General features: G+C 66.1%; 19 protein-coding genes. 3 read left to right on the top strand and 16 right to left on the bottom strand.

Going from position 1 to position 22,294, the window contains the following annotated elements:
* Positions 1-21 precede the first annotated feature (21 nt).
* The 3 genes from C8D04_RS11320 to C8D04_RS11310 all read right to left on the bottom strand — a co-directional run bounded on the left by C8D04_RS11320 (position 22) and on the right by C8D04_RS11310 (position 3,785).
* The gene (locus tag C8D04_RS11320; protein WP_116004943.1) at positions 22-1,014 is read right to left on the bottom strand and encodes a porin; all 993 of its coding nucleotides are present in this window, start codon (positions 1,012-1,014) and stop codon (positions 22-24) included.
* Between the two features lie 314 nt (positions 1,015-1,328).
* The gene (locus C8D04_RS11315) at positions 1,329-3,542 is read right to left on the bottom strand and encodes a thioredoxin family protein (RefSeq protein ID WP_116004942.1); all 2,214 of its coding nucleotides are present in this window, start codon (positions 3,540-3,542) and stop codon (positions 1,329-1,331) included.
* Positions 3,543-3,587: 45 nt separating this feature from the next.
* The gene (locus tag C8D04_RS11310; protein WP_116004941.1) at positions 3,588-3,785 is read right to left on the bottom strand and encodes a hypothetical protein; all 198 of its coding nucleotides are present in this window, start codon (positions 3,783-3,785) and stop codon (positions 3,588-3,590) included.
* 62 nt (positions 3,786-3,847) lie between these two features.
* Here C8D04_RS11310 and C8D04_RS11305 point away from each other — a divergent pair, with 62 nt between their 5' ends.
* Complete coding sequence (locus tag C8D04_RS11305) at positions 3,848-4,699, top strand: creatininase family protein (RefSeq protein ID WP_116006146.1); 852 nt, start codon at positions 3,848-3,850, stop codon at positions 4,697-4,699.
* 765 nt (positions 4,700-5,464) lie between these two features.
* Here C8D04_RS11305 and C8D04_RS11300 read toward each other — a convergent pair.
* Positions 5,465-6,136, bottom strand: a complete 672-nt coding sequence (locus C8D04_RS11300; protein WP_116004940.1) for a histidine phosphatase family protein — start codon at positions 6,134-6,136, stop codon at positions 5,465-5,467.
* Positions 6,137-6,447: 311 nt separating this feature from the next.
* Between C8D04_RS11300 and C8D04_RS11295 the strand changes: the two genes are divergently transcribed.
* The gene (locus tag C8D04_RS11295; protein WP_116004939.1) at positions 6,448-6,930 is read left to right on the top strand and encodes an RcnB family protein; all 483 of its coding nucleotides are present in this window, start codon (positions 6,448-6,450) and stop codon (positions 6,928-6,930) included.
* Positions 6,931-7,137: 207 nt separating this feature from the next.
* Here C8D04_RS11295 and C8D04_RS11290 read toward each other — a convergent pair whose 3' ends face one another.
* From C8D04_RS11290 to C8D04_RS11265, 6 genes are all read right to left on the bottom strand, one after another.
* Entirely contained in the window at positions 7,138-8,097 is a 960-nt protein-coding gene (locus tag C8D04_RS11290) for a threonine dehydratase (RefSeq protein ID WP_116004938.1), read from the bottom strand.
* Positions 8,098-8,166: 69 nt separating this feature from the next.
* Positions 8,167-9,015, bottom strand: coding sequence for a PhzF family phenazine biosynthesis protein (locus tag C8D04_RS11285; RefSeq protein ID WP_116004937.1), 849 nt, complete (start codon positions 9,013-9,015; stop codon positions 8,167-8,169).
* Positions 9,016-9,163: 148 nt separating this feature from the next.
* A complete protein-coding gene (locus C8D04_RS11280) occupies positions 9,164-10,030 on the bottom strand; it encodes a PhzF family phenazine biosynthesis protein (protein ID WP_116004936.1) in 867 nt (288 codons plus the stop codon).
* 27 nt (positions 10,031-10,057) lie between these two features.
* Positions 10,058-11,245 carry a PLP-dependent aminotransferase family protein gene (locus tag C8D04_RS11275; protein ID WP_116004935.1) on the bottom strand — a complete coding sequence of 396 codons (1,188 nt, stop codon included), beginning with the start codon at positions 11,243-11,245 and terminating at the stop codon, positions 10,058-10,060.
* Between the two features lie 291 nt (positions 11,246-11,536).
* On the bottom strand, positions 11,537-12,478 hold the full coding sequence (locus C8D04_RS11270; RefSeq protein WP_116004934.1) for a DMT family transporter: 942 nt from the start codon (positions 12,476-12,478) through the stop codon (positions 11,537-11,539).
* Entirely contained in the window at positions 12,475-13,074 is a 600-nt protein-coding gene (locus tag C8D04_RS11265; RefSeq protein ID WP_116004933.1) for a LysE family transporter, read from the bottom strand. Before C8D04_RS11265 ends, C8D04_RS11270 begins: the two co-directional genes overlap by 4 nt.
* Positions 13,075-13,210: 136 nt before the next feature.
* On the opposite strand from C8D04_RS11265, the gene C8D04_RS11260 reads away from it, so the two are divergent.
* Complete coding sequence (locus C8D04_RS11260; RefSeq protein WP_116004932.1) at positions 13,211-14,674, top strand: PLP-dependent aminotransferase family protein; 1,464 nt, start codon at positions 13,211-13,213, stop codon at positions 14,672-14,674.
* 159 nt (positions 14,675-14,833) lie between these two features.
* On the opposite strand, the gene C8D04_RS11255 is transcribed toward C8D04_RS11260, so the two are convergent.
* From C8D04_RS11255 to C8D04_RS11230, 6 genes are all read right to left on the bottom strand, one after another.
* Positions 14,834-16,075 carry an HDOD domain-containing protein gene (locus C8D04_RS11255; RefSeq protein ID WP_116004931.1) on the bottom strand — a complete coding sequence of 414 codons (1,242 nt, stop codon included), beginning with the start codon at positions 16,073-16,075 and terminating at the stop codon, positions 14,834-14,836.
* 2 nt (positions 16,076-16,077) lie between these two features.
* Complete coding sequence (gene flgL, locus C8D04_RS11250; RefSeq protein ID WP_116004930.1) at positions 16,078-17,301, bottom strand: flagellar hook-associated protein FlgL; 1,224 nt, start codon at positions 17,299-17,301, stop codon at positions 16,078-16,080.
* Between the two features lie 21 nt (positions 17,302-17,322).
* Positions 17,323-19,275 (bottom strand): flagellar hook-associated protein FlgK, encoded by a 1,953-nt coding sequence (flgK, locus tag C8D04_RS11245; RefSeq protein WP_116004929.1) that lies wholly within the window; start codon positions 19,273-19,275, stop codon positions 17,323-17,325.
* Positions 19,276-19,291: 16 nt separating this feature from the next.
* Positions 19,292-20,182, bottom strand: a complete 891-nt coding sequence (flgJ, locus tag C8D04_RS11240; protein ID WP_116004928.1) for a flagellar assembly peptidoglycan hydrolase FlgJ — start codon at positions 20,180-20,182, stop codon at positions 19,292-19,294.
* Positions 20,183-20,235: 53 nt separating this feature from the next.
* Complete coding sequence (locus tag C8D04_RS11235; protein ID WP_116004927.1) at positions 20,236-21,378, bottom strand: flagellar basal body P-ring protein FlgI; 1,143 nt, start codon at positions 21,376-21,378, stop codon at positions 20,236-20,238.
* Positions 21,379-21,566: 188 nt separating this feature from the next.
* The gene (locus C8D04_RS11230) at positions 21,567-22,271 is read right to left on the bottom strand and encodes a flagellar basal body L-ring protein FlgH (protein ID WP_199562996.1); all 705 of its coding nucleotides are present in this window, start codon (positions 22,269-22,271) and stop codon (positions 21,567-21,569) included.
* Positions 22,272-22,294 lie beyond the last annotated feature (23 nt).

Here is a 22,294-nt window from a genome sequence, read left to right as displayed (position 1 = left end):
GGCGGCATGCGCCGCCGCGGGTCAGAACTTGTGCACCAGGCCCAGGCCGAAGGTGTTGGAGCCGGTCGTGCCCTTGACCGCCTTGCCGGCGCTGTCGAGGCCGCCGTAGCCCGCGTAGAGCATGGTGCGCTTGGACAGGTAGTAGTTGGCGAACAGCTCGTAGGCCGTGGCGTCTTCGCGGGCGGGGTTGGGGTTGTCCGTCACGCGGGCCACCTGCGCGCCCAGTACCCAGGCCCCCAGCGGCATGGCCACACCCAGGCCAAAGCCCTTGCCGGTGCTCCTGGATTCGTCCTGCGTGTACAGCGCGCTGACCAGGAAGGACTGGAAGTCGTAGCGTGCGCCCAGGGCATAGCCGGTGCGGTTGTTGGCGCCTTCGGCCAGCTTGCTCTGCACCACGGCGCCCAGGCTCAGCGGGCCGCTCTTGTAGCTGGCAGCCAACTGGTACGAGCCCTTGCGCGTGTCGGCAGCGCCGGCGGCGGGGGCGGCCTTGTCTTCCTTCATGATCACCGATGCACGCGCCTGGAAGCCGCTCAGATTGGGCGAGGTGTACATGAACTGGCTGTTGGCGCGGTTGCCGCCCAGCGAACCGTCGGCGTCCAGGCCGAGGTTCTTCAGCGCCGAGGTGTTGTTGGCCGTGCCGTTGAGGTCGAACATGCCCATGGTGCGGTTCTGCGCCGTGGTCATGCGGCCCATGGCGAACTCGCCAAAGCCGCCGCCGACGGCCAGCCAGGCCGCGCGGTTCCAGGCGCCTGCCGCGCCGCCCGTCAGGGCGCCGTCTTCAATGTTGATGCCTTGTTCGAAGTTGAAGGACGCCTTCAGGCCGCCACCCAGGTCTTCCACGCCGCGCACGCCCAGCATGGAGGTTTCCTTGTAGTTGCTGATCATTTGCGACTTGCCGCCAAAGGGCTTGCCCAGTGCGGCGTCGGCGCGCCCGTACAGGGTGACATTGGATTGGGCCGCGGCGATGCCCGCAAATGTGCCGAGCACGGCCAGGGCGATCAGGGATTTTTTCATGGGAACAATTCCGATAGTTGTTGAAAAGGTCAGGGATGACCTGCACAACTCCCTGCGGTCTGCGATAGCGCGGCCTCGGGCGGTCCACTGCGTTGCTTTTCTTGCCAATAGCCGAGCTATTGGCCGCAAAAAGACGCCTTGTGGCCCATCCCGATCCGCACTACCACCGACTCGCGAGGGTTGTGCAGGTCATCCCAAGCGCAACAGGGCCTTCGCACAGAAGGCGCCGATGGCTTCCTGCCATTGCAACAACCGGATGTGACAGCCTGACTACATGACCCCACAAAGGCCTGCGGAAATCGGCCGGGACTCTTTCAGAGCAGGGCCAGCGCGGCCCGCAGTTCCGACACGCTGAGGATCTCGCTCATCACCACGGGCGCGCGGCCGGGGGCCAGCAGCACGTACACCGGCACGCCGTTGCGGCCCAGCTGGGCCAGCGCGGTGGTGATGGCGCTGTCGCGCCGCGTCCAGTCGGCGCGCAGCAGCGTCACGCCGCGCTTGTCAAAGTCGGCCAGCACGCCAGCGTCCTGCAGGGCGTTGCGCTTGTTGTACTGGCAGGTCACGCACCAGGCGGCGGTGAAGTCCACGAACACCGGTTTGCCTTGCGCCGTCAGTTCCTGCACACGCTGGGCCGACCAGGGTTGCCACAGCGCACCGGGGGCGCTGCCCACGCCCGCCACGGGGGCCGGTGCCTCCATGGGTTGGAGCACATTCGGGCCGATGGTGCCCGCCAACCATGCGCTAAATGCTATCAAAACAGAAGCAATAACGATGCGCGTGCGGCCCCGCAGCGTCAGTGCCCACACCACGCTGCTGCCCGCCACCAGCAGCGCCAGCAGGGCGCCGGCGCCATCGATGCCGCTTTGCTGGCCCAGCACCCACACCAACCACACCACGGTGGCAAACATGGGGAAGGCCATGGCACGGCGGAAGGTGTCCATCCACGCGCCGGGGCGCGGCAGCCAGCCCACCACGGCAGGAACCCAGGCGGCCAGCAGGTAGGGCAGGGCCATGCCGACGCCCAGCGCGGCAAACACGGCCAGCGCCTGCGGCGCGGGCATGTCGATGGCAAAACCCAGGGCCGCGCCCATGAAGGGCGCCGTGCACGGCGAGGCGATGGCCACGGCCAGCACGCCGGTCAAAAAGGCATCGCCCGCCGGGTGGCGCGCCTGCAGCGTGGCCAGGCGCCCGGGCACGAACTGGCCGAACTCGAACACGCCTGCCAGGTTCAGCCCGATCAGCGTAAAGAGCAGCGCCAGCACCGCCACCACGGTGGGCGACTGGAGCTGAAAGCCCCAGCCCAGTTGCTCGCCCGCCGCGCGCAGGGCCAGCAGCAGGCCGCCCAGCGCCATGAAGGACAGCACCACGCCAGCGGTGTAGGCCACGCCGCCCAGGCGCTGCGCGCGCTGGTGGTTGCCATGCCGGGCAAAGCCCATCACCTTGATGGCCAGCACCGGGAAGACGCAGGGCATGAGATTGAGCAGCAACCCGCCAATCAGGCCGCCCAGCAGGGCCGTGAGCAGCGCGCCGCCGGATGCGGCAGGGGGTTGCGGGGTGTTTTGGTTGGCCGCCAGGGCCGCGGCCAGCGCGGGGGACACGCCCGTGAGCGGCGCCGCACGGCTCCATTGCCCCTCGACGGCGGCCACGGTATGCCAGCCCTGGGGCGCGTCGCCCGCACTGCGGCCCTCGGGGGCCAGCACCAGCGGCAGTTGTACCGGGCTGGCGCCGCGTTCGGGCGAGAGCGGCAGGCTGGCCGTCCAGGTGTCGCCCTGCCAGACCTGCGTCCAGTCCTGGCCGGGCACGGCGGCGGGCACCAGCACGGCCGGGGTTTCGGCAAACACTTCGAGCGGCTGGCCGTGCACGCTGGCAGGCAGGCCGGTCACGCGCAGTTGCAGGCGTTCGCCCTCCACGGTGATGTGGCTCTGGCCCTGCAGGGGCTGCGGCTGGGCACCTTGCGCCTGTGCGAACAGGGCGCTGTGCATGGCGGTAGAGCTGCGCACCGGCAGTTGCAGCACGAAGCTGCCCTCTTCGGGGATGCATTCCACGCGGCAGGCCAGCCAGGTGGCGCGCAGGCGGATGTCGATCTGGCCCATGCCGCCCGGCGGGGGTTTGAAGCTGGCGGGTACCTGCATCGGCGCGGCCAGCAGCACCTGTCCGTCGTAGCCGTAGTTGGCCAGCTTGCCGATGCGGAACAGCCGGGGCACAGGCCAGGCGGTCTCGCCCATGTCCAGGCCGGGCGGCAGCTCCCAGGTCAGCTCGGTGGGCAGGCCCGAATCGCCGGGGTTCTTCCAGTAGGTATGCCAGTCCCTCTGGTGCGTCAGCCACAGGCCCACCCACACGGTCTGGCCCGGTGTCAGCCCCTCGGGGGCATGGGCCACCAGCTCGGCGCGTACCTGCGGCGTGCTCACCACGCTGCTGGTGGCAAGGGCGGGTTTGTTACTGAATTGGGCGTTGGCGCTTGTCCATCCTGCGCTGGCAGCTATGAAAACAAGAGCGAACAGAAAACGGTGGAAGGTGCGATGGGACATGGTCGTCCTGTGGGAGCCGGGGGCGTGTGTTTTGGTTCCGGGGGCTCAGGCGGCAAAGTCCCAGACGACCCGGTGGGCGGAGGCGCATTTTTTCTCGATTCCGAAGGTGTGGGCCACAAGGGCGCCATTGCCCAGTGGGTAGAGCATGGTGCGGTTCCGCCCAATGCCAGCGTCGGTGCAGGCGGTAATGCGGGCGCTGCATGCGTGCAGCCGGGCGTCCTGGCGGAACAGTTCTTCGGTCATGGGGCGATGGTAGCGGGATGTGGGTGCGCCACAGCGCAGCCGTCTCCACTACCATGCGGGGCATGACTTCCAATGCGCCCCTTTCTGCCTTGCCCTCGCGCTTCTGGGCCGATCTGACCACGCGCGACTTTGCGCGCCTGCAGGCCAGCGGCCAGGCCGCGCACACCGTGGCCGTGCTGCCCGTGGCTGCCATCGAGCAGCACGGGCCGCACCTGCCGCTCAGTGTGGATGCCACGCTGCTGCAGGGCGTGATCGACGCCGCGCTGCCGCTGCTGCCCGCCAACCTGCCGACGCTGTTCCTGCCGCCGCAGGTGGTGGGTTTGAGCACCGAGCACCTGGCCTACCCCGGCACGCTGTCGCTCGCGCCCGCCACGGTGATCGCGCTGTGGACCGAGATCGGCGCCTGCGTGGCGCGTGCCGGGGTCAAAAAGCTCCTGCTGCTCAACGGCCACGGGGGCCAGGTCAGCGTGATGGACATCGTTGCGCGCGAGCTGCGCCAGCACCACGGCCTGCTGGTCTACAGCAGCAGTTGGTTCAGCCTGCCGCTGCCGGGCGACGTGCAGGCGCTGTTCAGTGCGCAGGAGCACCGTTTCGGCATCCATGCGGGCGAGATCGAGACGTCGATGATGCTGCACCTGGCGCCCCAGACGGTGCGCATGGACCAGGCGCGCGATTTCCGCTCCACCTCGCAGGACCGGGCCGAACGCTACGCTCTCCTGGGCAACGGCAAGAGCGCCAAGATGGGCTGGGCCATGCAGGACTACCACCCGGCGGGCGCGGTCGGCAATGCGGCCGAGGCGACGGCCGAGAAGGGGCGGGCGGTGGTGGAGGCGGCGGGTGTGCAACTGGCGGCGTTGCTGGGGGAGTTGTGTGCGTTGCCGTTGGAATCGCTGGTGGCGCGGTGCGATGTTTGATGGATTTTTGGCTGTTGGCGTTTGTTAGGTAAGCGCTGGTAGCTATTGTTTTAATAGTTGACGTAGTGTTTTTTGAGGGCGGGAGCCGGGACTCGCCCCGGCGGGCGACCTCCTTTCTTGTCGCGCGACAAGAAAGGAGGCAAAGAAACGCGCCCCCCAGTCTGCGACCCCTTCGCTGTGCGAAGGGGCAAACCTGCGTCGGGGCGCTTGCGGGGTGCGCCGCGTAACTCACTTCGCGCTGGCGCGCTCCATTCAGACAGACGCGGCAAGTCAGTTCACGAAGCATGCGCGCGGGGGCGCGCATGCCACCCCGCAAGCACCCCGCCGCAGGCGCAGCCACAAGGGGTGGGGAGAAAACAGCCCTTTCGGGCCATCGCTGCGCTCGGCCCCGCGTTCGCGGCGCGTAGCGCCTGCGCCCCTTGGGGCCGAGCGCAGCGATGGCCCGTGTGGATGTTGGGCTACCACCCCCTTCTGTATGCGCCTGCGGCGCACTGGGGTTGGCGGATCAGGGCTCGCGATTGTCTGAGCGCCGCAGGCGCGAGTTCGAGCGAGACCCCGCCAGCACCAAGCACCGCAGGTTGCCCGGAGCGAAGCGGAGGGTCGCAGACAGTAGGGTCGCTTTCTTTTGCCTTCTTTTCTTGGCGAGACAAGAAAAGAAGGTGCCCCGCCGGGGGCACATCCCGGCACCCGCCCTCAACAAAAGCACCACATCAACTATCGAAACAATAGCTGCAAATGCAATATCAATAAGCGCAAAAGCCTAAATCAGGCGTGCGTCACCATTCCCGCATGCTGCGCGTCATTGAGGTGCGGCAGCGTGTTGAAGGTCTGCAGCATCAACCGCTTGGGCGACACGCTGAACTCGGTCACCGCGCTGTTGCGGATGCGCATGTTCAGCGCGATGGTCACTTCCGGCGCCGTGCCCAGTACCTCGCCGACGGCCGTGGAGATAGGGCCGCCGCTGCTCACCAGCAGCACGTTCTGGCCCGCGTGGTCGTGGCGCACCTTGTCGAGCGCGCCGCGCACGCCGGCCGAGAAATCCTCCCAGCTCGGCATGCCCTGCGGGCTGATGACGCCGGCCATCCACTGCGCAATGGCATCGCACAGCAGGCGGAAGTGGTGGCGGTACAGCTCGGGCGTGTCGGGCTTTTGCAGTGGTTCGTTGTGGATGGCGCGGATCAGCGCCAGGCTGTCGTATTCGTTCAGGCCCGGCAAGGCGATGGAAGGGGGCAGGCCCGGCAGGCCTTCGGCAATACCCTCCAGGGTTTGCGTGTGGCGGCGCAATGTGCCCAGCAATACCGCATCAAAGCGCTGGCCGCGTTCGCGCCAGTATTCACCCAGGCGCACCGCTTGCTGGCGGCCCAGGGGGCTGAGCTGGTCGTAGTCGTCCGCGCCAAACGAGGCCTGGCCATGGCGCACAAGGTAGAGGGTTCCCATGGGAGAGATTGTCAGCAGTGGTCACCCCCGGGCCTGTCTCCGCAGCGACGAGCCAGGCCCGGGCGTGGTTTTGAGACACGTTATTCCATTTCTAAGAGCGACTCACAAAACTCTTCTGGCGTCGTTGTTGCTCCGCCTTGCCGTGCACAGCACTGTGTGCGGCTTCGCGCCTGGACGCGAATGATTTGGAAACAGAAGTACATCCCATTGCCAGGTGCGCCGAACGCGCATTGCTCCTACATACCTAGACACCTGTCGTTCCGACAATGGAGGCGTCGTTGCCGGTCTTTGAGACCTCGAAAGGGAAACGTATGAAACAGGCACTCTATCGCGCAGGTATTGCATCTGTGGCCGTTGCAATGCTGGCGACTTCGTCGTTGGCATTCGCCCAGCCGAACAACCACCGCGGTCAAAGCGATGACAGGCAGCAAGAGCGCCGTGTACAGCAAGAGCGCCACGTGCAGCCAGGGCGCCATGTGCAGCAGAGACCGTCACATGGACCCAGCAATGCACGGCCAGGCAACCGCCCGCAGATGGCCCCGTCGTACCGCCCGGGTGAACCGCCACGGGGCCCCCGCATGCACAGTGAACGTGGCGCGGGGCCGGAGCACAACTGGTACCGTGGCGGACGTATGCCGCCCCAGTATCGCACCAACCATTACGTGGTGAACGACTGGCGCGGCCACCACCTTTCCCCGCCTCCGCGTGGGTATTACTGGGTCCAAAATGGACCGGACTACCTGCTTGTGGCAATTGCCACGGGCGTGATTTTTCAGATCATCCTGAGCCAGTGACGGGTGACGGACGTGGGTCGCTGCCGCGTGGATCGGGTGCAGCTTCTTTGACTCCGCGCCCCCGCCCGGGCCATCGACCGTATGGGGGTATTACGTCCATTTCCAAATCATTCGTGTCTAGGCGCGAATCCGCAGACAGTGCTGTAGCACGGCAAGGCGAAGCAACAACGACACGGGTGATTTAGAAATGGAATTACCTGTTGCCGCTCATGCGGACAGGACTTTGCTGAATACCGGGGCGTCCACGTTCCCTCCCGTCAGAGCCAGCCCCACCACTTTCCCTTGGATTTGCGTGCGCTCCTGCAGCGCGGCGGCCAGTGACGCGGCACCCGCACCTTCGGCTACGTTGTGGGTGTCCGCAAACAGGGCGCGCATCGCGGTAGCCACTTCAGCGTCGCTGACCTTTACGATGTGATCGATGTGCGGGGCCATCACGGTCAGGGCTTCGGGGTCGGCCACACGGCAGGCCATGCCGTCGGCCAGCTCGGTGGTGACGGGCGCCTCGACCACGCGGCCTGCGGCCAGTGAGTCGGCATAGGTGGTGGCATGGCTGCTGACTACGCCTACCACGCGGGCGCTGTGGCCCAGCGCCAGTTTGGCGGCGATGGCCGAGCAGGCGCCCGAGCCCTGGCCAATGGGCACATACACCACGTCGAGCTGCGGCACGGCGCGCAGAAACTCCCACCAGTAGGTCGCAACGCCGCGCAGCAGGTCAGTGTGGAAGCTGGGCACCATGTGCGCGCCGCGCTCTGCGGCGATCCGCATAGCGTGCTCACGGGCTTCCTGGAAGTCTTCGCCGTGCTCGATCAGCGTGACGCCCAGTGCGCGCATGGCCGCATTCTTTTCGACCGAGTTGCCGCGTGGCACGACGATGGTGCAGGCCACGCCATGGCGTCGCGCGGCCCATCCCATGCTTTGCCCGTGGTTGCCGCGCGTGGCGCTGATCACTTCACGCGGCAGCGCGCCGCGCTGGGCCAGTTGGTCGAAATAGGTCAGGCCGCCCCGGATCTTGAAGGCGCCCACGGGCGTGTGGTTTTCGTGCTTGAGCCAGCAGTCGGTGCCCAGGCGTTCGCTCAGCAGTGCCCAGCGGTACTGCGGTGTGGGCGCGAAGTCGCGGTAGACCACCTCGGCGGCGGCTTCGATGTCTTGCAGGGTGGGCAGAGGCATTGTTTCACTCCTTTTTTGAGAGCTACCAGCGCTTGCTGCACAAGCGCTGGAGGCGTATTTTGCTTGTATTTAAAACCGCACTGTGCCGCTGATGCAGGTGATGCTGTGGCCGCCCACCCAGATTTCGCTGCCGTCCTGCTCCACATGCACGCGTCCGGAGCGCCCCAGCGCTGTGCCCTGGCTGGCCACGTAGCGCGTGGGCGCCAGGCCCGCGCCGATGAGCCACTGCGCCAGCGCGGCGTTCAGGCTGCCGGTGACCGGGTCCTCGGCCAGGCCGTTGCTGCCGGGGAAGAAGGCGCGCACCTCAAAGGCAATACCCTCGGCGTCGCTCGCGCCCACCACGCCCACGTCCAGGCCGGCCAGCACGGCGGCGTCGGGCTTCAGCCCCAGCACCTGCTCGGCCGAGCGCAGCATCACGCCGCGCCAGTTCGGGCCGTTGTCGCACCAGGCGTGGTGCAGGATGTCGGTGCGCGCCACGCCCAGGCCGCGTGCGATGCGCTGCACGTCGTCTTCGGCGAGCGGGCCGCTCTGGATCAGGGGCGGCGCGGCAAAGGCCAGGCGCTCGCCGTCCTGGCGCAGCGGCACCAGGCCCACGCCGCATTCCTGCACGATGCGGCCCGGCGCGCGCGGCTGGCCGCCCGCGGCAAGCCAGGCATGGCAGCTGCCCAGCGTGGGGTGGCCGGCGAAGGGTAGCTCGCGCCCCGGACAGAAGATGCGCACGCGGTAGTCGGCCCCGGCGGCGCGGCCCTCGGGCGTGGGCGGCAGCACGAAGGTGGCCTCGGAGAGGTTGGTCCAGTGCGTGAACTGCTGCATGGCCTCGGTGGAGAGGCCTTCGCCATCGAGCACCACGGCCAGCGGGTTGCCCAGGCAGGGCGTGGCGGTGAACACATCGACTTGCTGGAAGGGGCGCTGGTGCATGGTGGATGGGCCTTGGTGTGTGGATGAGCGGTGTTTTCGGAGAGGGCCAGACGATGGGGTGTGCCGTGAGCGTGAGGCACGCCGGGGGCTTGCCGTCGTGCGGCCGCCTGTTGCCAGGCGTTGCGGCGGCGCCTGTGGCGCCGGGTGCTCAGGGGAAAAGGACTTCGCCCTCGATGCAGGTGATGGAGTTGCCGCCCACCCAGACCTGGCCGTCGGCGTCTTGCGTAATGCGCACACGCCCGGCGCGGCCCAGGCATTCGCCCTGGGCCACCACGTACTGGCGGGGCGCCAGACCCTCGGGAATCAGCCACTGCGCCAGGCTGGCGTTGAGGCTGCCGGTGACCGGGTCTTCCGGGTTGCCCATGGGGGCGGCAAAAGCACGCACCACCACGCCGGGCTGGCGGGTGTCGCTGGCGGTGGGGGCGACATGCACTACGCCCACGTCCTGGCCCAAGTCTTTCAGGCGGGCGTGGTCGGGCTGCATGCCCAGCACAGTGTCGGCGCTGTCGAGCAGCAGGCCCAGCCAGCGCGGGCCATTGTCCAGCATCTGCGCGGCCTGGATTTGCCCGGAGCGCAGACCCAGCGCACCCGTCACCAGCGCCAGCATGGCGGGGTTGGGTGCGCTGCGCTGCATGGGCGGTGCGGCAAAAGCCAGGGTTTCGCCCTGGCGCCGGATACGCACCAGCCCCCGGGCCGACTCCTGCACGATGGTGTCGGGGTCGTGCGGCTGGTGGCCTGCCTGCAGCCAGGCATGGCATGTGCCCAGCGTGGGGTGGCCGGCAAAGGGCAGCTCGCCGCCGGGGGTGAAGATGCGCACCCGGTAGTCGGCACCCGCTGCGCGGCCTTCGTCGGTGGGCGGCAGCAGAAAGGTGGTTTCCGACAGGTTGGTCCAGGCGGCAAACCGCTGCATGGTCCGCTCGGGAAGACCGTTGCCGTCCATGATCACGGCCAGGGGGTTGCCGTCGCCAGGGCGATGGCTGAACACGTCGATCTGCTTGTAAGAGCGCTTGTTCATGGGGGCTCCTGGTCGTGTGCGGAGAATTCAGGTACTGCGCGGGTAGGCCCGGATGGCTGCGGCCAGGGCGGTAATGCCGGTGTTGATCTGTGTGCTGCTGGCGGTCACGAACGACAGGCGCAGCGTGCGCGGGTCGGCGTCCGAGGCGTAGAACGCCGCGCCGGGCACGAAGGCCACGTTGCGCTCCACCGCCAGGGGCAGCAGCTCGATGGCGTTCATTCCTTCGGGCAGGCGCAGCCACAAAAACATGCCGCCCTCGGGGCTGTTCCACTCCACCTGCAGGCCGGCCATCTCGCGCTGCAGCGCTTCGAGCATGGCGTCGCGCTGGTGCTTGTACAGCGCACGGATGGTGGGCACATGGCGGTCCAGGAAGCCGCCCTTCATGACCTCGGCCACCAGGCGCTGGTTGAAGCCGGGGGTGTGCAGGTCGGCGGCCTGCTTGGCCTGCAGCAGCTTGGGGAACACGGCCTTGGGCGCCACGACGTAACCCAGGCGCAGGCCCGGTGCCAGCACCTTGGAGAAGCTCCCCATGTAGATGCAGCCCTCGGGGTTGCGCGCGGTCAGGGGTGCGGGCGGCGGGTTGTCGAACCACAGGTCACCGTAGGGGTTGTCCTCGACCAGCGGCAGGCCCAGTTGCGCGGCTTTTTCTACCAGGGCGGCGCGGCGCGACTCGCTCATGGTGCGGCCCGTGGGGTTCTGGAAGTTGGGCAGCACGTACAGGAAGCGGGCCTTGTCGGCACCGCTGCCCACTTTGGCGTCCAGGTCGTCGATGAGCACGCCTTCGTTGTCACTGGCCACGGCCACCACTTGGGGCTCCATGGGGGCGAAGGCCTGCAGCGCGCCCAGGTAGGTGGGGGTTTCCACCAGTATGCGGCTGTCGGTGTCGATCAGCACCTTGGCGATCAGGTCCAGCGCCTGCTGCGAGCCCGTGGTGATGAGCACCTGGGCGGGATCCACGTTCCAGGGCAGAAGGTCGGCAATCGCCTCGCGCAGGGGGGCGTAGCCTTCGCTGGCGGCGTACTGCAGGGCGGCAGCGCCGTCGTGGCCCAGCACCACTTCGCAGGCCTTGGCAAAGGCATCGACCGGAAAGGTCTTGGGCGAGGGCAGGCCGCCAGCCAGGCTGATGATGCCGGGCTTCTCGGTCACCTTGAGGATCTCGCGGATCACCGAGGGGTTCATCTTTGCGGCGCGTGAGGCCAGGGTCCAGTTCGTCATTCCAGTCATCTCCATTGTGTGCGCCTGTGGGTGGGGCGCAGCGTTTTCAGTCAATAAAGCCATTGTGCGGCCTTGCGGCGACCCGGGGTCGGGCGCCGGACCAATAGCTTAACCGCAGGGCCGCTTTCAATCTGTTCATGCTGTGGGCTCTTTGCGCGAGACATGCAACCGACGCGGCCCAGGCCAGGGCTCCCGCGCAAGGGCCGCCCCGCCGCGCTGGGAGCGTCCCCCCTCCGCGAGCGAAGCGAAGCAGAGAGGGGGGAAGGCGCCGAAGGCGCCACAAGGGGGTGTTCATCCTCTTCCACGCACCGGCATGCGCCGACCTGCCAAAACGGTGACCATGACCGCCAAGCCAAAGCCCAGGCTGACGGCGTCGAGCCGCTCGCCCAACAAGGGCACGGCAAACAGCATGCCCAGAAACGGCTGCACCAGTTGTACCTGGCTGACGCGCACCGTGCCGCCCAACGCCAGACCCCTGTACCAGGCAAAAAACCCCAGCCACATTGAAAACACGGACACATAGCCAAACGCAGCCCAGGCCACAACCGGCACCGCCACCTGTGGCCAGGACAGCGCCGCCAGTGGCACCGTGACCGGCAGCGACAGCACCAAGGCCCAGCAGATCACGGCGTCGGCGCGCATGTGGTGCGACAGGCGTGCGCCATAGCCATAGCCCACCGCCGCACACAGCATGGCGCCCAGCAAGAGCAGATCGGCCGGGTGCAGCGCCAGGCCCGCGCTGCCCGAACGCAGCAGCGCAAACGCCACCACCAGTGCCGTGCCCAGCAGCGCGCAGGCCCAGAAGGCGGGCGACGGGCGCTGGCGGTGCAGCAACGCCCCCACGGCCGCCGTAGCCAGGGGCAGAACGCCCACGATCACACTGGCATGCACGGCGCCTACATGGCGCATGGCAATGGAGGTCAGCAGCGGAAAGCCAAACACCACACCCAGCGCCGTCAGTACCAGGGGCCACCAGTCTGCGCGCTGGGGCCAGGGCGCACGCTGCGCCCACAGCAGCATGGCCGAGAGCGCCCCTGCCACGGCCGCGCGGCCCATGGCGATGAACAGGCCCGACATCAAGGGCGCCTCGGGCGTGCCCACGGCCAGCCGTGTCATGGGCAGCGTCAGGGCAAAAATTACCACGCCCAAGAGGCCCAGTGCCAGGCCCCGGGTTTCGGCGGTATGGCGGGCCGACGTGGTTGCGTGTGGTGTGGCGGATGGGCGGATGCTCATGCGGTGGTCATCCAGGCGGCGGTGAGCACCAGCACCAAGGCCATGCAGCGGTTGAACCACAGCAGGCGATTTCCCTGCGCCAGCCACTGGCGCAGCAGAGCGCCGGTAGCGGCATAGGTGAGGTTGCTGGTGAAGGCAAAAAACACCATCACCGGCAGCACGATGGCCAGGCGCGGCAAAGCGTCTTCGCGCCCGGCGATCCACCCAGCCACGATGGTCAGGGCCAGCAGCCAGGCCTTGATGTTGACGAACTGCAGTGCCGTGCCCTGCCAGAAGCCCACGCTCAACTGCGCCGTGCTGGCTTCGGTCAGGCGGGCGCTTTGCGCCAGTTTCCAAGCCAGCCACAGCAGGTATCCAATGCCCAGGCCCTTGATGGCCAGGCGCAGCAGCGGCACTGCCACCACCATGGCGCCCAGCCCCCCGGCGCAGAGCAGCAGCAACGCCGACCAGCCCACGGGTACGGCGCAGACAAAGCGCATGGCCTGGGGAAGCCCCCGGTTGGCCGCCAGCGCGGTCGAGAGTGTGGTGTTGGGGCCGGGCGTGAAGCTCATGGCTGTGGCCAGAACCAGCAGGGCGGTGAATTCGGCAAAGGGCATGGAGAAAGGAGAGGAAAAGAGCCGTGCGATGCAGCCCACTGTAGAGAAATTACCATTACAGTGCCAGTACAGATTTTTTGACAAACAAGCAAACTGTGCTGGTGTTCGCATCGGCACAGCTGCACTGATTCTTCCCATGCTGACCCGCACTGCCCACCGCACTCTGACCGAACAACTGGCCGACCGCTTTGCCGAGCGCATCCGTTCGCGCCTGTTGCCCGCCGGGGCACGCCTGCCGTCGGTGCGCGATTGTGCGCGCCAGCAGGGCGTAAGCCCCTACACCGTGGTTGCGGCCTACGACCAATTGCTGGCGCAAGGGCTGGTCGAGGCACGGCGCCAGCGGGGCTTCTATGTGCGTGATTTAGTACAAAATGTGCCTGCAACGCCCATTGATAAAGCGCAAACAGCTATTGAAAATGTAGCAAATAAAGGGCAACTGCTGCGCGAGGCAACGGGGGCCTTGCCCTCGGGCGCGCACATCAACGCCACGGCGCTGATCCGGGGCATGTTCCACCAAGGGGCCAACCTGCCGCAGCCGGGCTCGGGGGTGTTTCCCGGTGTCTGGCTGGAAGAGGCACGCTTCATGCTGGCAGCGGTGCGCAAGGTGACGGCGGGCAGGGCGCTGCAGGAGGGCACCTTCAGCTATGGCGAGCCCCTGGGTGACGCCGGTTTGCGCCAGGTGCTGGCACGCCGCCTGAGTGACCTGAATGTACCGGCACGCCCGGCCCAGATCATGACCACCGTGGGCGCCACGCATGCGCTGGACATCGTGAGCCGCACGCTGCTCAAGGCGGGCGACCCGGTGATGGTCGAAGAGCCGGGCTGGTCGGTGGAGTTTGCACGGCTTGCCGCCCTGGGCATGCGGGTGCTGCCGGTGCCGCGCCGGGCCGAAGGGCCCGACCTGGAAGTGATGGCGCGCTACTGCGAGGTGCACGCGCCCCGGCTGTTTGTGAGCGTGAGCGTGCTGCACAACCCCACGGGCTACAGCCTGGCGCCAGGGTGCGCGCACCAGTTGCTGCAACTGGCACAGCGGCACAACTTCCACATCGTCGAGGACGACACCTACAGCCACATTGCGCCCGACCATGCCACCCGTCTCAGTGCGCTGGACGGTCTGCGCCGCACCATCTATGTCAGCGGTTTCGCCAAGGTCCTGGCGCCCAGCTGGCGTGTGGGTTACCTGGCGGCGCCGGCGGATCTGACCGAGCGCCTGCTCGATACCAAGCTGCTGTCGACCTTGACCACGCCGTCCATCCTGGAAAAAGCGCTGGCGCTGTGCATCGAGCAAGGGCAACTGCGCCGCCATGCCGAACGCATGCGCCTGCGGCTTGCCCAGGCCCGCGCGCGCAGCGTGCAACTGGCGCTGGACGCGGGCTGCCGCTTCGTGACCGAGCCTGCGGGCCTGTTTGGCTGGGTGGATACCGGGGTGGACACCGATGCGTTGGCGCAGCGCATGCTGGACGAGGGCTACCTGCTTGCGCCCGGCTCGCTGTTCCATGCCAGCCGCCAGCCGGGCACGCTGATGCGCATCAACTTCACCACGACGCAGGAGGCGGTCTTCTGGCGGGTGTTTGAGCGCGTGCGCGCGCAGTTGAAGTGATTCATCCTTCCTCTTGTTCATCGCTGCGCGATGCGCAAGGGAGACGCCACCAGCGCCCCCTGTGCATCGAGGGATTGGCGGCCCTGGCGCAGTGGTTGCTGGTTGTGGGCAGCGCCAGTGTCAGAGACTTCTGTCGCATGGTAGGTCGGCTGCCTGGGTTCAGTGGCCGGGGCGGATGACTTCCAGGCTGGAGAGCACGCGCAGCAGGGCACGGTTGACCTCTTCGAGGTCCATCTCGTGGGTTTCGCACAGCTGGCGAATGGCGCTGGCATCCTCGGTTTCGAGGGCACAGGCCATCTCCAGGCTGGCGGCGTAGGGGCCGGTGTGCATCACGATGGCGTCGTAGATGCGCTCGGACAGCGGAATGCGGTGCAGGATTGTGCCCAGAGGTTCGCGCATCAGCTCATCGAGTTGCGAGAAAAGGCCGCACAGATACACCTCGCGGCGCAGGTCGTTTTGCACGCCCGATTGGAGCAGGTGCTCGGTGAGCCGTGCACGCAGCACGCTGGCCTCGCGCACCGGGCGCAGGCTGGCTTCGGTGTTGGCGTGCGGAAGTTGATCCGAAAGCCAGCGCTTGATCGAGCTGTAGCCCATCATCACCAGCCCACGGCGCAGCGAATCGATGCCGGTGCGCAGGCCCAGCGAGGCCGAGTTGGTATAGACCATGAAGCGGTAGGCCAGCAGCGGGTCTTCGTTCAGGATGTCTTCGAAGACCTCCAGCGACTGCTCGGCCTCGATGGCCTTGAGCAGTTTGAGGATGATCGCGTGCGCTGGCTGCATCTGCTGGTGGCGCAGGCTGTAGAGCACATCTTCCGTGGGCCAGCCCGCCAGTGCCATGGCTTTGCGCTCGTCCAGGCAATGCTCCATCAGTGCGCGGCTGGCGACGTTTTCGTACATCTGGCCGCCAATCACCGGGCTGGAGCCTTGTGGCACCGCGGGCGGCATGCCCGGGCGGGGGGGCGGTGGTGCGGCCTGCAGCGCGGCCACGGCATCCTCGGGGCGCAGGCTGAGCAGGCTGTTGTCAAAACAGCGGGCGATGTCAGGCTCGGGCAGGCTGCCCAGCTCACCCCGCCACACCATGCGCAGGCCACGCCGGTGCGCCGCTTGCACGCCGGCATGAATGGCGGACTCGGCCAGCCAGGGGCCAGGTACGCTGATCCAGGGGGCGTTGCGCGGGGCATGCTCCAGCATGTCGCCCAGCAACTGGCGCGTCTGGGGGGTTATGAGCAGCGGGGGGGAGCTGGCGCTCCACATTTCCTGCAAGGAGTGCAGCAGGTGGGCGGTGTCGACCTGGGCCGTGCCTTCGCTGCGCACAAACAACTGGATGCCCACCAGGGCCCGCTCCCGTCCCCAGAGCGGGCGATAGCCAAGAATCAGACTACCCAGGACGGATTGAACCATGGTCAAGAAATGAAATTGAACAGCGATAACTTCTGAACCATGGAGTAGGACTTGAGGGCGGCTTCGTAGCCCACCTGCTGGTTCTGGAAGTCGGAGAGACCCTTGATCATATCCAGGTCCTCGGCCCGAGAACGGTCGGCTTCGAGCTGCACGGCGCGCGTGTCCAGATCCCCTTCGATGCGGTCGGCCCGGTTGAGCAGGTCGCCCGCCAAGCCGCGCGATGCCTGCAGCCGGTTCATGGCGGAATCGATCTCCGTCAGGCCCCGGGTGATGCCGTGGGTCAGGCCGCCAAAGTCGGTACTGCCATCCAGGTTGCCGCCGTTGCGGATGGTGCCGATGACGTTCTCCAAAACCTGGAACACATTGCTTTGCTCGCTGGGGCTGATGTCAAAACTATCGCCATTGTTCGGTACGCCGGTCATTTTCAGCGACATGCCATCGAAGGCGATGGTCGATGGCGAGGTGTAGGGTTGGCCCGAGAGCACGGGCGTCGCGGTCGTGGTGTTCACAACGTCGTAGGTTGTCACGCCACCCACCACCGAGAACGTGATGCTGTAATCCTGTCCCGTCAGCGCAGACGGGTTGGTGACCTGCCCCACCTCGGCCCACGCCTTGCCAGTGTTGCCGGCATTCAGCGCGACCTGGAAAACACCATTGCCGGTGGGGACGCTCATCCAGGCGGCTTCTCCGTCGAGCACTTTGGCAATCTGGGTGTTGCTACTGGCATTTTGTCCCGGCAGACCGGCGAAGTTGAATGCGGGAGTGGTTCCGTTGAAGGGCGTCTGCGCGCTGCCCAGGGCCTGGAACAGCGGAAGGCCGTTGGCATCGTTGCGGTTGGCGTAGCCCAGAATCTGGTCGCGCAGGCTCACAAGCTGTTGAGCGATGGCGTCGCGTTCGGTCTGGGTATGCGTTCCATTGCCCGCGCTGACCACCAGTGCCCGGAATGCCTGCATGGCATCACCGGCTTCGCCCAGGGTGGATTCCGCCAGGGCCATGGTATTGCGCTGCATGTCCAGGGCGCGCAAATCGGTGGTGTTGCGGCTGATGCGGGTTTGTGCGCGCTCGGCCTGCGCTGCCGCCACCGGGTCGTCGCTGGCACGCACCACGCGCTTGCCAGAGGTCAGGTTTTCCTGCAGGTTGGACAAGGACGTCTGGCGCTGGCCGATGTTGCGCAGTGCCATGTCGTACTGGTTTGCCGTGCCCAGCCGATAGAGATTGTTGCTCATGGCGAACTCCTTTCAACCGCCTTAGCGGCCCAGGCCCTGTATCAGGGTGTCGAAGATATTTTGCGCGATCTGGATCATTTTGGCCGAGGCCTGATAGGCCTGCTGGTACTGGATCAGGCGCGCGGCCTCCTCGTCGAGGTTGACGCCAGAGATGGCCGTGCGGTCGCGCTCCAGGTTGGCAGCGATGGAGGAAGACAGCGCTGCTGCGAATTGCGCACTTTGTGTGCGTGTGCCAATCTGTGCCATGGCGCTGGCAAAACCGTCGGACAGCGTGGCGCCGTCGAACATCGGCACATCGCGCAAACCCATCAGTGCGCTGGCATTGCCCGCATCACGCTTGTACCAATCGCCATAGGCAGGATTCAGGGCGTTGTCCACGGTGATGGTGTCGCCCGCTTTGGGTGCGCCATTGACAGTGAGTGACCAGCCCGTGGGCGGCGTGGCGTTGTCGTAGGTAATGGGCTGACCCGAGACATAGGTATAGCTGGTGGGACCAGTGTCCGAGCGGGTGTAGGTGTTGGCCCCTGTGAAGGTGATGGTCACCGGGGCTGTGGTGCCCGGCGGATTGGTCAGCGCCTTGAGGTTGACCATCTGCAGGGTGCCCGAGTTGGTGGGGCCCATGGCGGCATTGATCGGGTTGGCGGCTGCCAGATCGACCGGTGAATACTGCAATGCTTGGAGCAGCGCCGCGCCTCCTTGCAGTGATGTGATCATGAACCTGTCACCGGCGTTGGGTACACCGGAGAGCGTGACGCCCAGCCCCTGTGCAGAAAAGACATCTGCCAACGTGACCGGAGGCGCCCCAGAAGCGTTGAAACTGAAGACTTTGCCGTCCGAGCTGCGCGTGATGGAGCCAGCGTCAGCCGCCGAGAAGTTGATGGTGTAGTTGGAAGCCTGTAGCAACGCAGGGTCCGTCACCGTCAGCCCCATGGTGGCGGCCGAGGTGTTGAAGCTGCTGCGTGCGGCGTCGCTCAGGCTGATCGGTGCGAACAAATTTTCGCCGGGGGTACCGTCCAAGGTCAGGCCCAGGCGGTTTTGTGTGTTCATGGATTCGCTGATGGCAACCGCCATGCGTCCCAGCAGGTTGCGGCCCTCGGCCAGGTCGTTGTTTTGAAAGCGCAGCAACCCCGCGACCTCGCCGCCGCCGAGCATGCTTTCGTTCAGCTCCACCTTGGTGCTGGAGCCTGGGGCGCGAAAATTCAAAACTTTTTTTCCGCTGCCGGCACCAAAGTCGGCGGGGTCGTCGATCGACAGCGTGGCCGCCTGGTTGCCGAGCACCAACGGCTGGCTGCCGGCCACAAAAATGCTGATGCTGCCATCGTCGGCCTCAACCTGGGAGGTCTGAATGTGCTGGTTGAGCTCGCGGATCAATTGGTCCCGCTGGTCGAGCAGGTCATTGGGGGGCTGGCCGCTGCCCTTGGCGCGGGCAATTTGTTCGTTGATGCCTGCAATACTTTTGGCCAGGCTATTGACGGTGACCATGCTGCCCTTGAGCTGCTCGGCCACGGTGTAGCTGATTTCGTCCAGGCGCTGCGATGCATCGCGCATGCGTGCGGCCATTTCATCCATGCGCGTGAGGGCTACGCTGCGTGCGGTGAGGTCGGTAGGACTGTTCACCACGTTGGAGAGCGCGTTCATCATGTCGTTGATGGATGCGCCGAGGCCAGTGGCCCCGCCACTGAAGACATCCTGCAACTGGCGCAGTCGATCCATGCGGGCGGTGTCTCCGGCATCCACGGCGGATGCCGCAGTGGCCTGGCGGGTGAGCAGTTCGCTGTGGTTGCGCAAAATGGTTTGCACATCGACGCCCTGGCCGATGTAGCCCCCGCCCGTGAACTGGCCTTGCACGGTCTGCAGCACTACGGTCTGGCGCGAGTAGCCAGGCGTGCTGACATTGGCGATGTTGTGGCCTGCGGTTTGCAGCGCAGTTTGGTTGGCCAACAAGGCCCGGGATCCGACGTTGAGCAGGCTCATGGTGTTTCTCCCGGGGTCATGCCATGGCGCGCAGCGCGCTCTGGATGGCGCCGCTCAGTTTGCGGGCGTAGGCGGGGTCGGTGGCGTAGCCGGCCTTCTGCAGTTCCATGGCATAGGCGGTGGCCGAATCGGTCTGGGCCCGGGCTTTTTCGTAGCGCGGGTTGTTGTTGATCAGCTTGGCGTAGTCCCGGAACGAATCCTCATACGAGTCGTAGGCGCGAAATTTAGCGACCACTTTGCGGGGAGTGCCATCGATGTATTCGGTGGTCGTCACTTCGGCCACCTTGCCGGTCCAGCCCTTGCCCGCCTTGATGCCGAACAGGTTGAATGAGCTGGAACCATCGGCATTTTTGATCTCGCTTTTGCCCCAGCCGGTTTCGTGCCCGGCCTGGCCGAGCATGAAGCTGGCCGGAATGCCGCTGTCCTGGGCAACGCGCTCGGCCGTGGCACCCAGGTGCTGCACAAAATCGTCGCGACCCTTGGGGGCTGGCCCACTGGCGGGCGCTGCAGGGGCGGCGGCCGGGGTGCGCAGGCTGGGGGCAGCGAGGCTGAGCGTGGAAGGGGGCGAGGATTGCAACGCACCGCCGCCCATCAGCATCGAGAGCTGGCGTGCAATGGCCTCGGACAGGCCACCCGGCTGGCCAGACATCTGCACAGAAAGCTGCTGGTCCAGCAGGTCGGTGCTCAGATCGCCCTGGGCGCTGTCGAGCAAGCCTGACTTCATGGTGGCCTCGCGCATGCTCTTGATCATCTCGCGCATGAAAAGCGATTCGAACTGTTTGGCCGCCTCGCGCGTGGCTTGCGGACTATCGCCTGCGGAAAACTTCAGGCGGTCGAGTGACCGTACGTCTGCCGCAAGCGCATTGGAGGTGTTGAGGCTGTTGGAGGAAGGAAGGGAAAGGGCCATGACTTAGCACTCCTTGGGCGGTGCTTCTGCAGGCACAGGGGGCTGTGCATGCATCAGATGACCTCCAGCTCTGCGTTGAGCGCGCCAGCGGCCTTGATGGCTTGCAGGATGGCGAGCAGGTCGCCGGGCGTGGCACCCAGCGCATTGAGCGCGCGCACCACATCGGTCAATTGGGCTGACGGAGGAACCTGGATGACGTTGCCGGGTTCCTGGTTGATCTGGATGTCGCTTTGTTGCGCAACCACCGTTTGCCCTTGCGATAACGGGTTGGGCTGGCTGATCACGGGCCGCGAGCTGATGATGATCGACAGGTTGCCATGCGCCACGGCGCAGGGCCCCAGCGTGACGGCCTGGTTCAGCACGACCGATCCGGTGCGCGCATTGATGACCACCTTGGCGGCCGGCACCATGGCCTCCAGCGGTAGTTCTTCGATCTGGGCAATGAAGCCGACCCGCTCCCCGGGTGCGGATGGCGCCTGCACCTGCACCGTGCGGCCATCGATGGCGGTGGCACGCCCCGCACCCATGCGGGTGTTGATGGCCTGGGCCACGTGCTGCGCCGTTTGGAAGTCGGAGGCGTTCAGGCCCAGGGTGATCGAATCGCCCTCGTGTAGTGGCGTCGGCACCGAGCGTTCAACCTGCGCGCCCTGCGGAATGCGGCCTGCGCTCAGGTGGTTGATCTGCACCTTGCTGCCGCCCGACGATGCGCCTGCGCCACTGACCGCGAGATTGCCTTGGGCCAGTGCGTAGATTTCGCCATCGGCGCCGCGCAGCGGGGTGGTCATGAGCATGCCGCCCTTGAGGGATTTGGAATTACCCATGGAGGAAACGTTGACGTCAATCAGCTGGCCGGGTTGGGCGAATGCCGGCAACTGGGCCGTGACGATCACCGCTGCCACGTTCTTCAACTGCAGTTGCCCGGCGGCGCTGGGAGGCAGGCTGATACCGATGTTTTGCAGGTAGTTCTGCATGGCCTGCGTGGTGTAGGGCATTTGGGTCGTTTGGTCGCCCGTGCCGTCCAGGCCGACCACCAGACCGTAACCCGTCAGCTGGTTGCTTCGCACGCCTTGAACAGCGGCCACTTCCTTGATGCGCAGCGCGTGGGCCGGCACCATGCCGCACAGTACTGCCGTGGCCAGCAAGACGCGCAGCAGGCGCAAAGGGCGCGGCAAAAAGGAGCAGGACGGGGCTTTCATGCCTCGATTGTGGTTCTCTGCCGCCAGAACTAAAACCCAAAAAGAAGCCGGTTCACCGGTCTATTGCCTGTGCCAAGGGCTTGTAGATGGTGCTTCTTCACGATAAGAAAAAACACATAAAAACAGCCACTAGCGCTTATACAGTAAGCGGTAGCAGCTATTGTTTTTGATGTTTTGGAGTGTGTTTCTTAGAACGGCAATATCGTGAGGAAGAACCGGCCTAGCCAGCCCATCACCTGCGCTTCGCTTTGTGCGCCGCGGCCCCGAGATTCCACGCGCACGTTGGCTACCTGGGTGGAGTTGATGATGCTGCCGGGCTGCAAGGCGCGCGGGTCGATGGTGCCCGAGAAGCGCAGCACATCCACGTTCTGGTTCACGCCGATCTGCTTTTCTCCGGCCACCACCAGGTGGCCGTTGGGAAGCACATCGATGACGGTGGCCGTAATCGATCCCGAGAAGGTATTGGCGCTTTCAGTGCCGCCCTTGCCTGCAAAGGTATTGTCGGACTTGGCCCCCAGCGTGGTCTTGTCGGTGAGGGATTTGTTCACGAAGGGCAGGGCGCTGATACCGGCAGAAATTTCAGAGTTGCGATCTACGCTGGACGAGGATTTCTGGCTCGCCGTTACGTTTTCCACGATCTGGATGGTGACGTTGTCGCCCACCATGCGAGCGCGCCGGTCTTCAAAGGCGGGTCGGTAGCTGGCCTGCTGGTACAGACTGCCTGTGACCGGCGGTGGTGTGCGGGGCACGACGGCCAGCGGCGGCGGTGTCGTGGGCAGGATATCGACCGGCGGCGTGGGCGAAAGGCTGGCGCAGCCTGGCAAGACCAGTGCGGCCACCAGGGCCAGGCAGCCTGCGCGCAGACGGGCCATGGAGGGGGAAATTGTTCTCATGGTGGTGCTCTCCCAATCCTGTG

It is taken from the genome of Simplicispira sp. 125 (assembly GCF_003096555.1).
Classification (GTDB): Bacteria; Pseudomonadota; Gammaproteobacteria; order Burkholderiales; family Burkholderiaceae_C; genus Simplicispira.
This window is presented reverse-complemented; position numbering and strand designations above follow the sequence as displayed.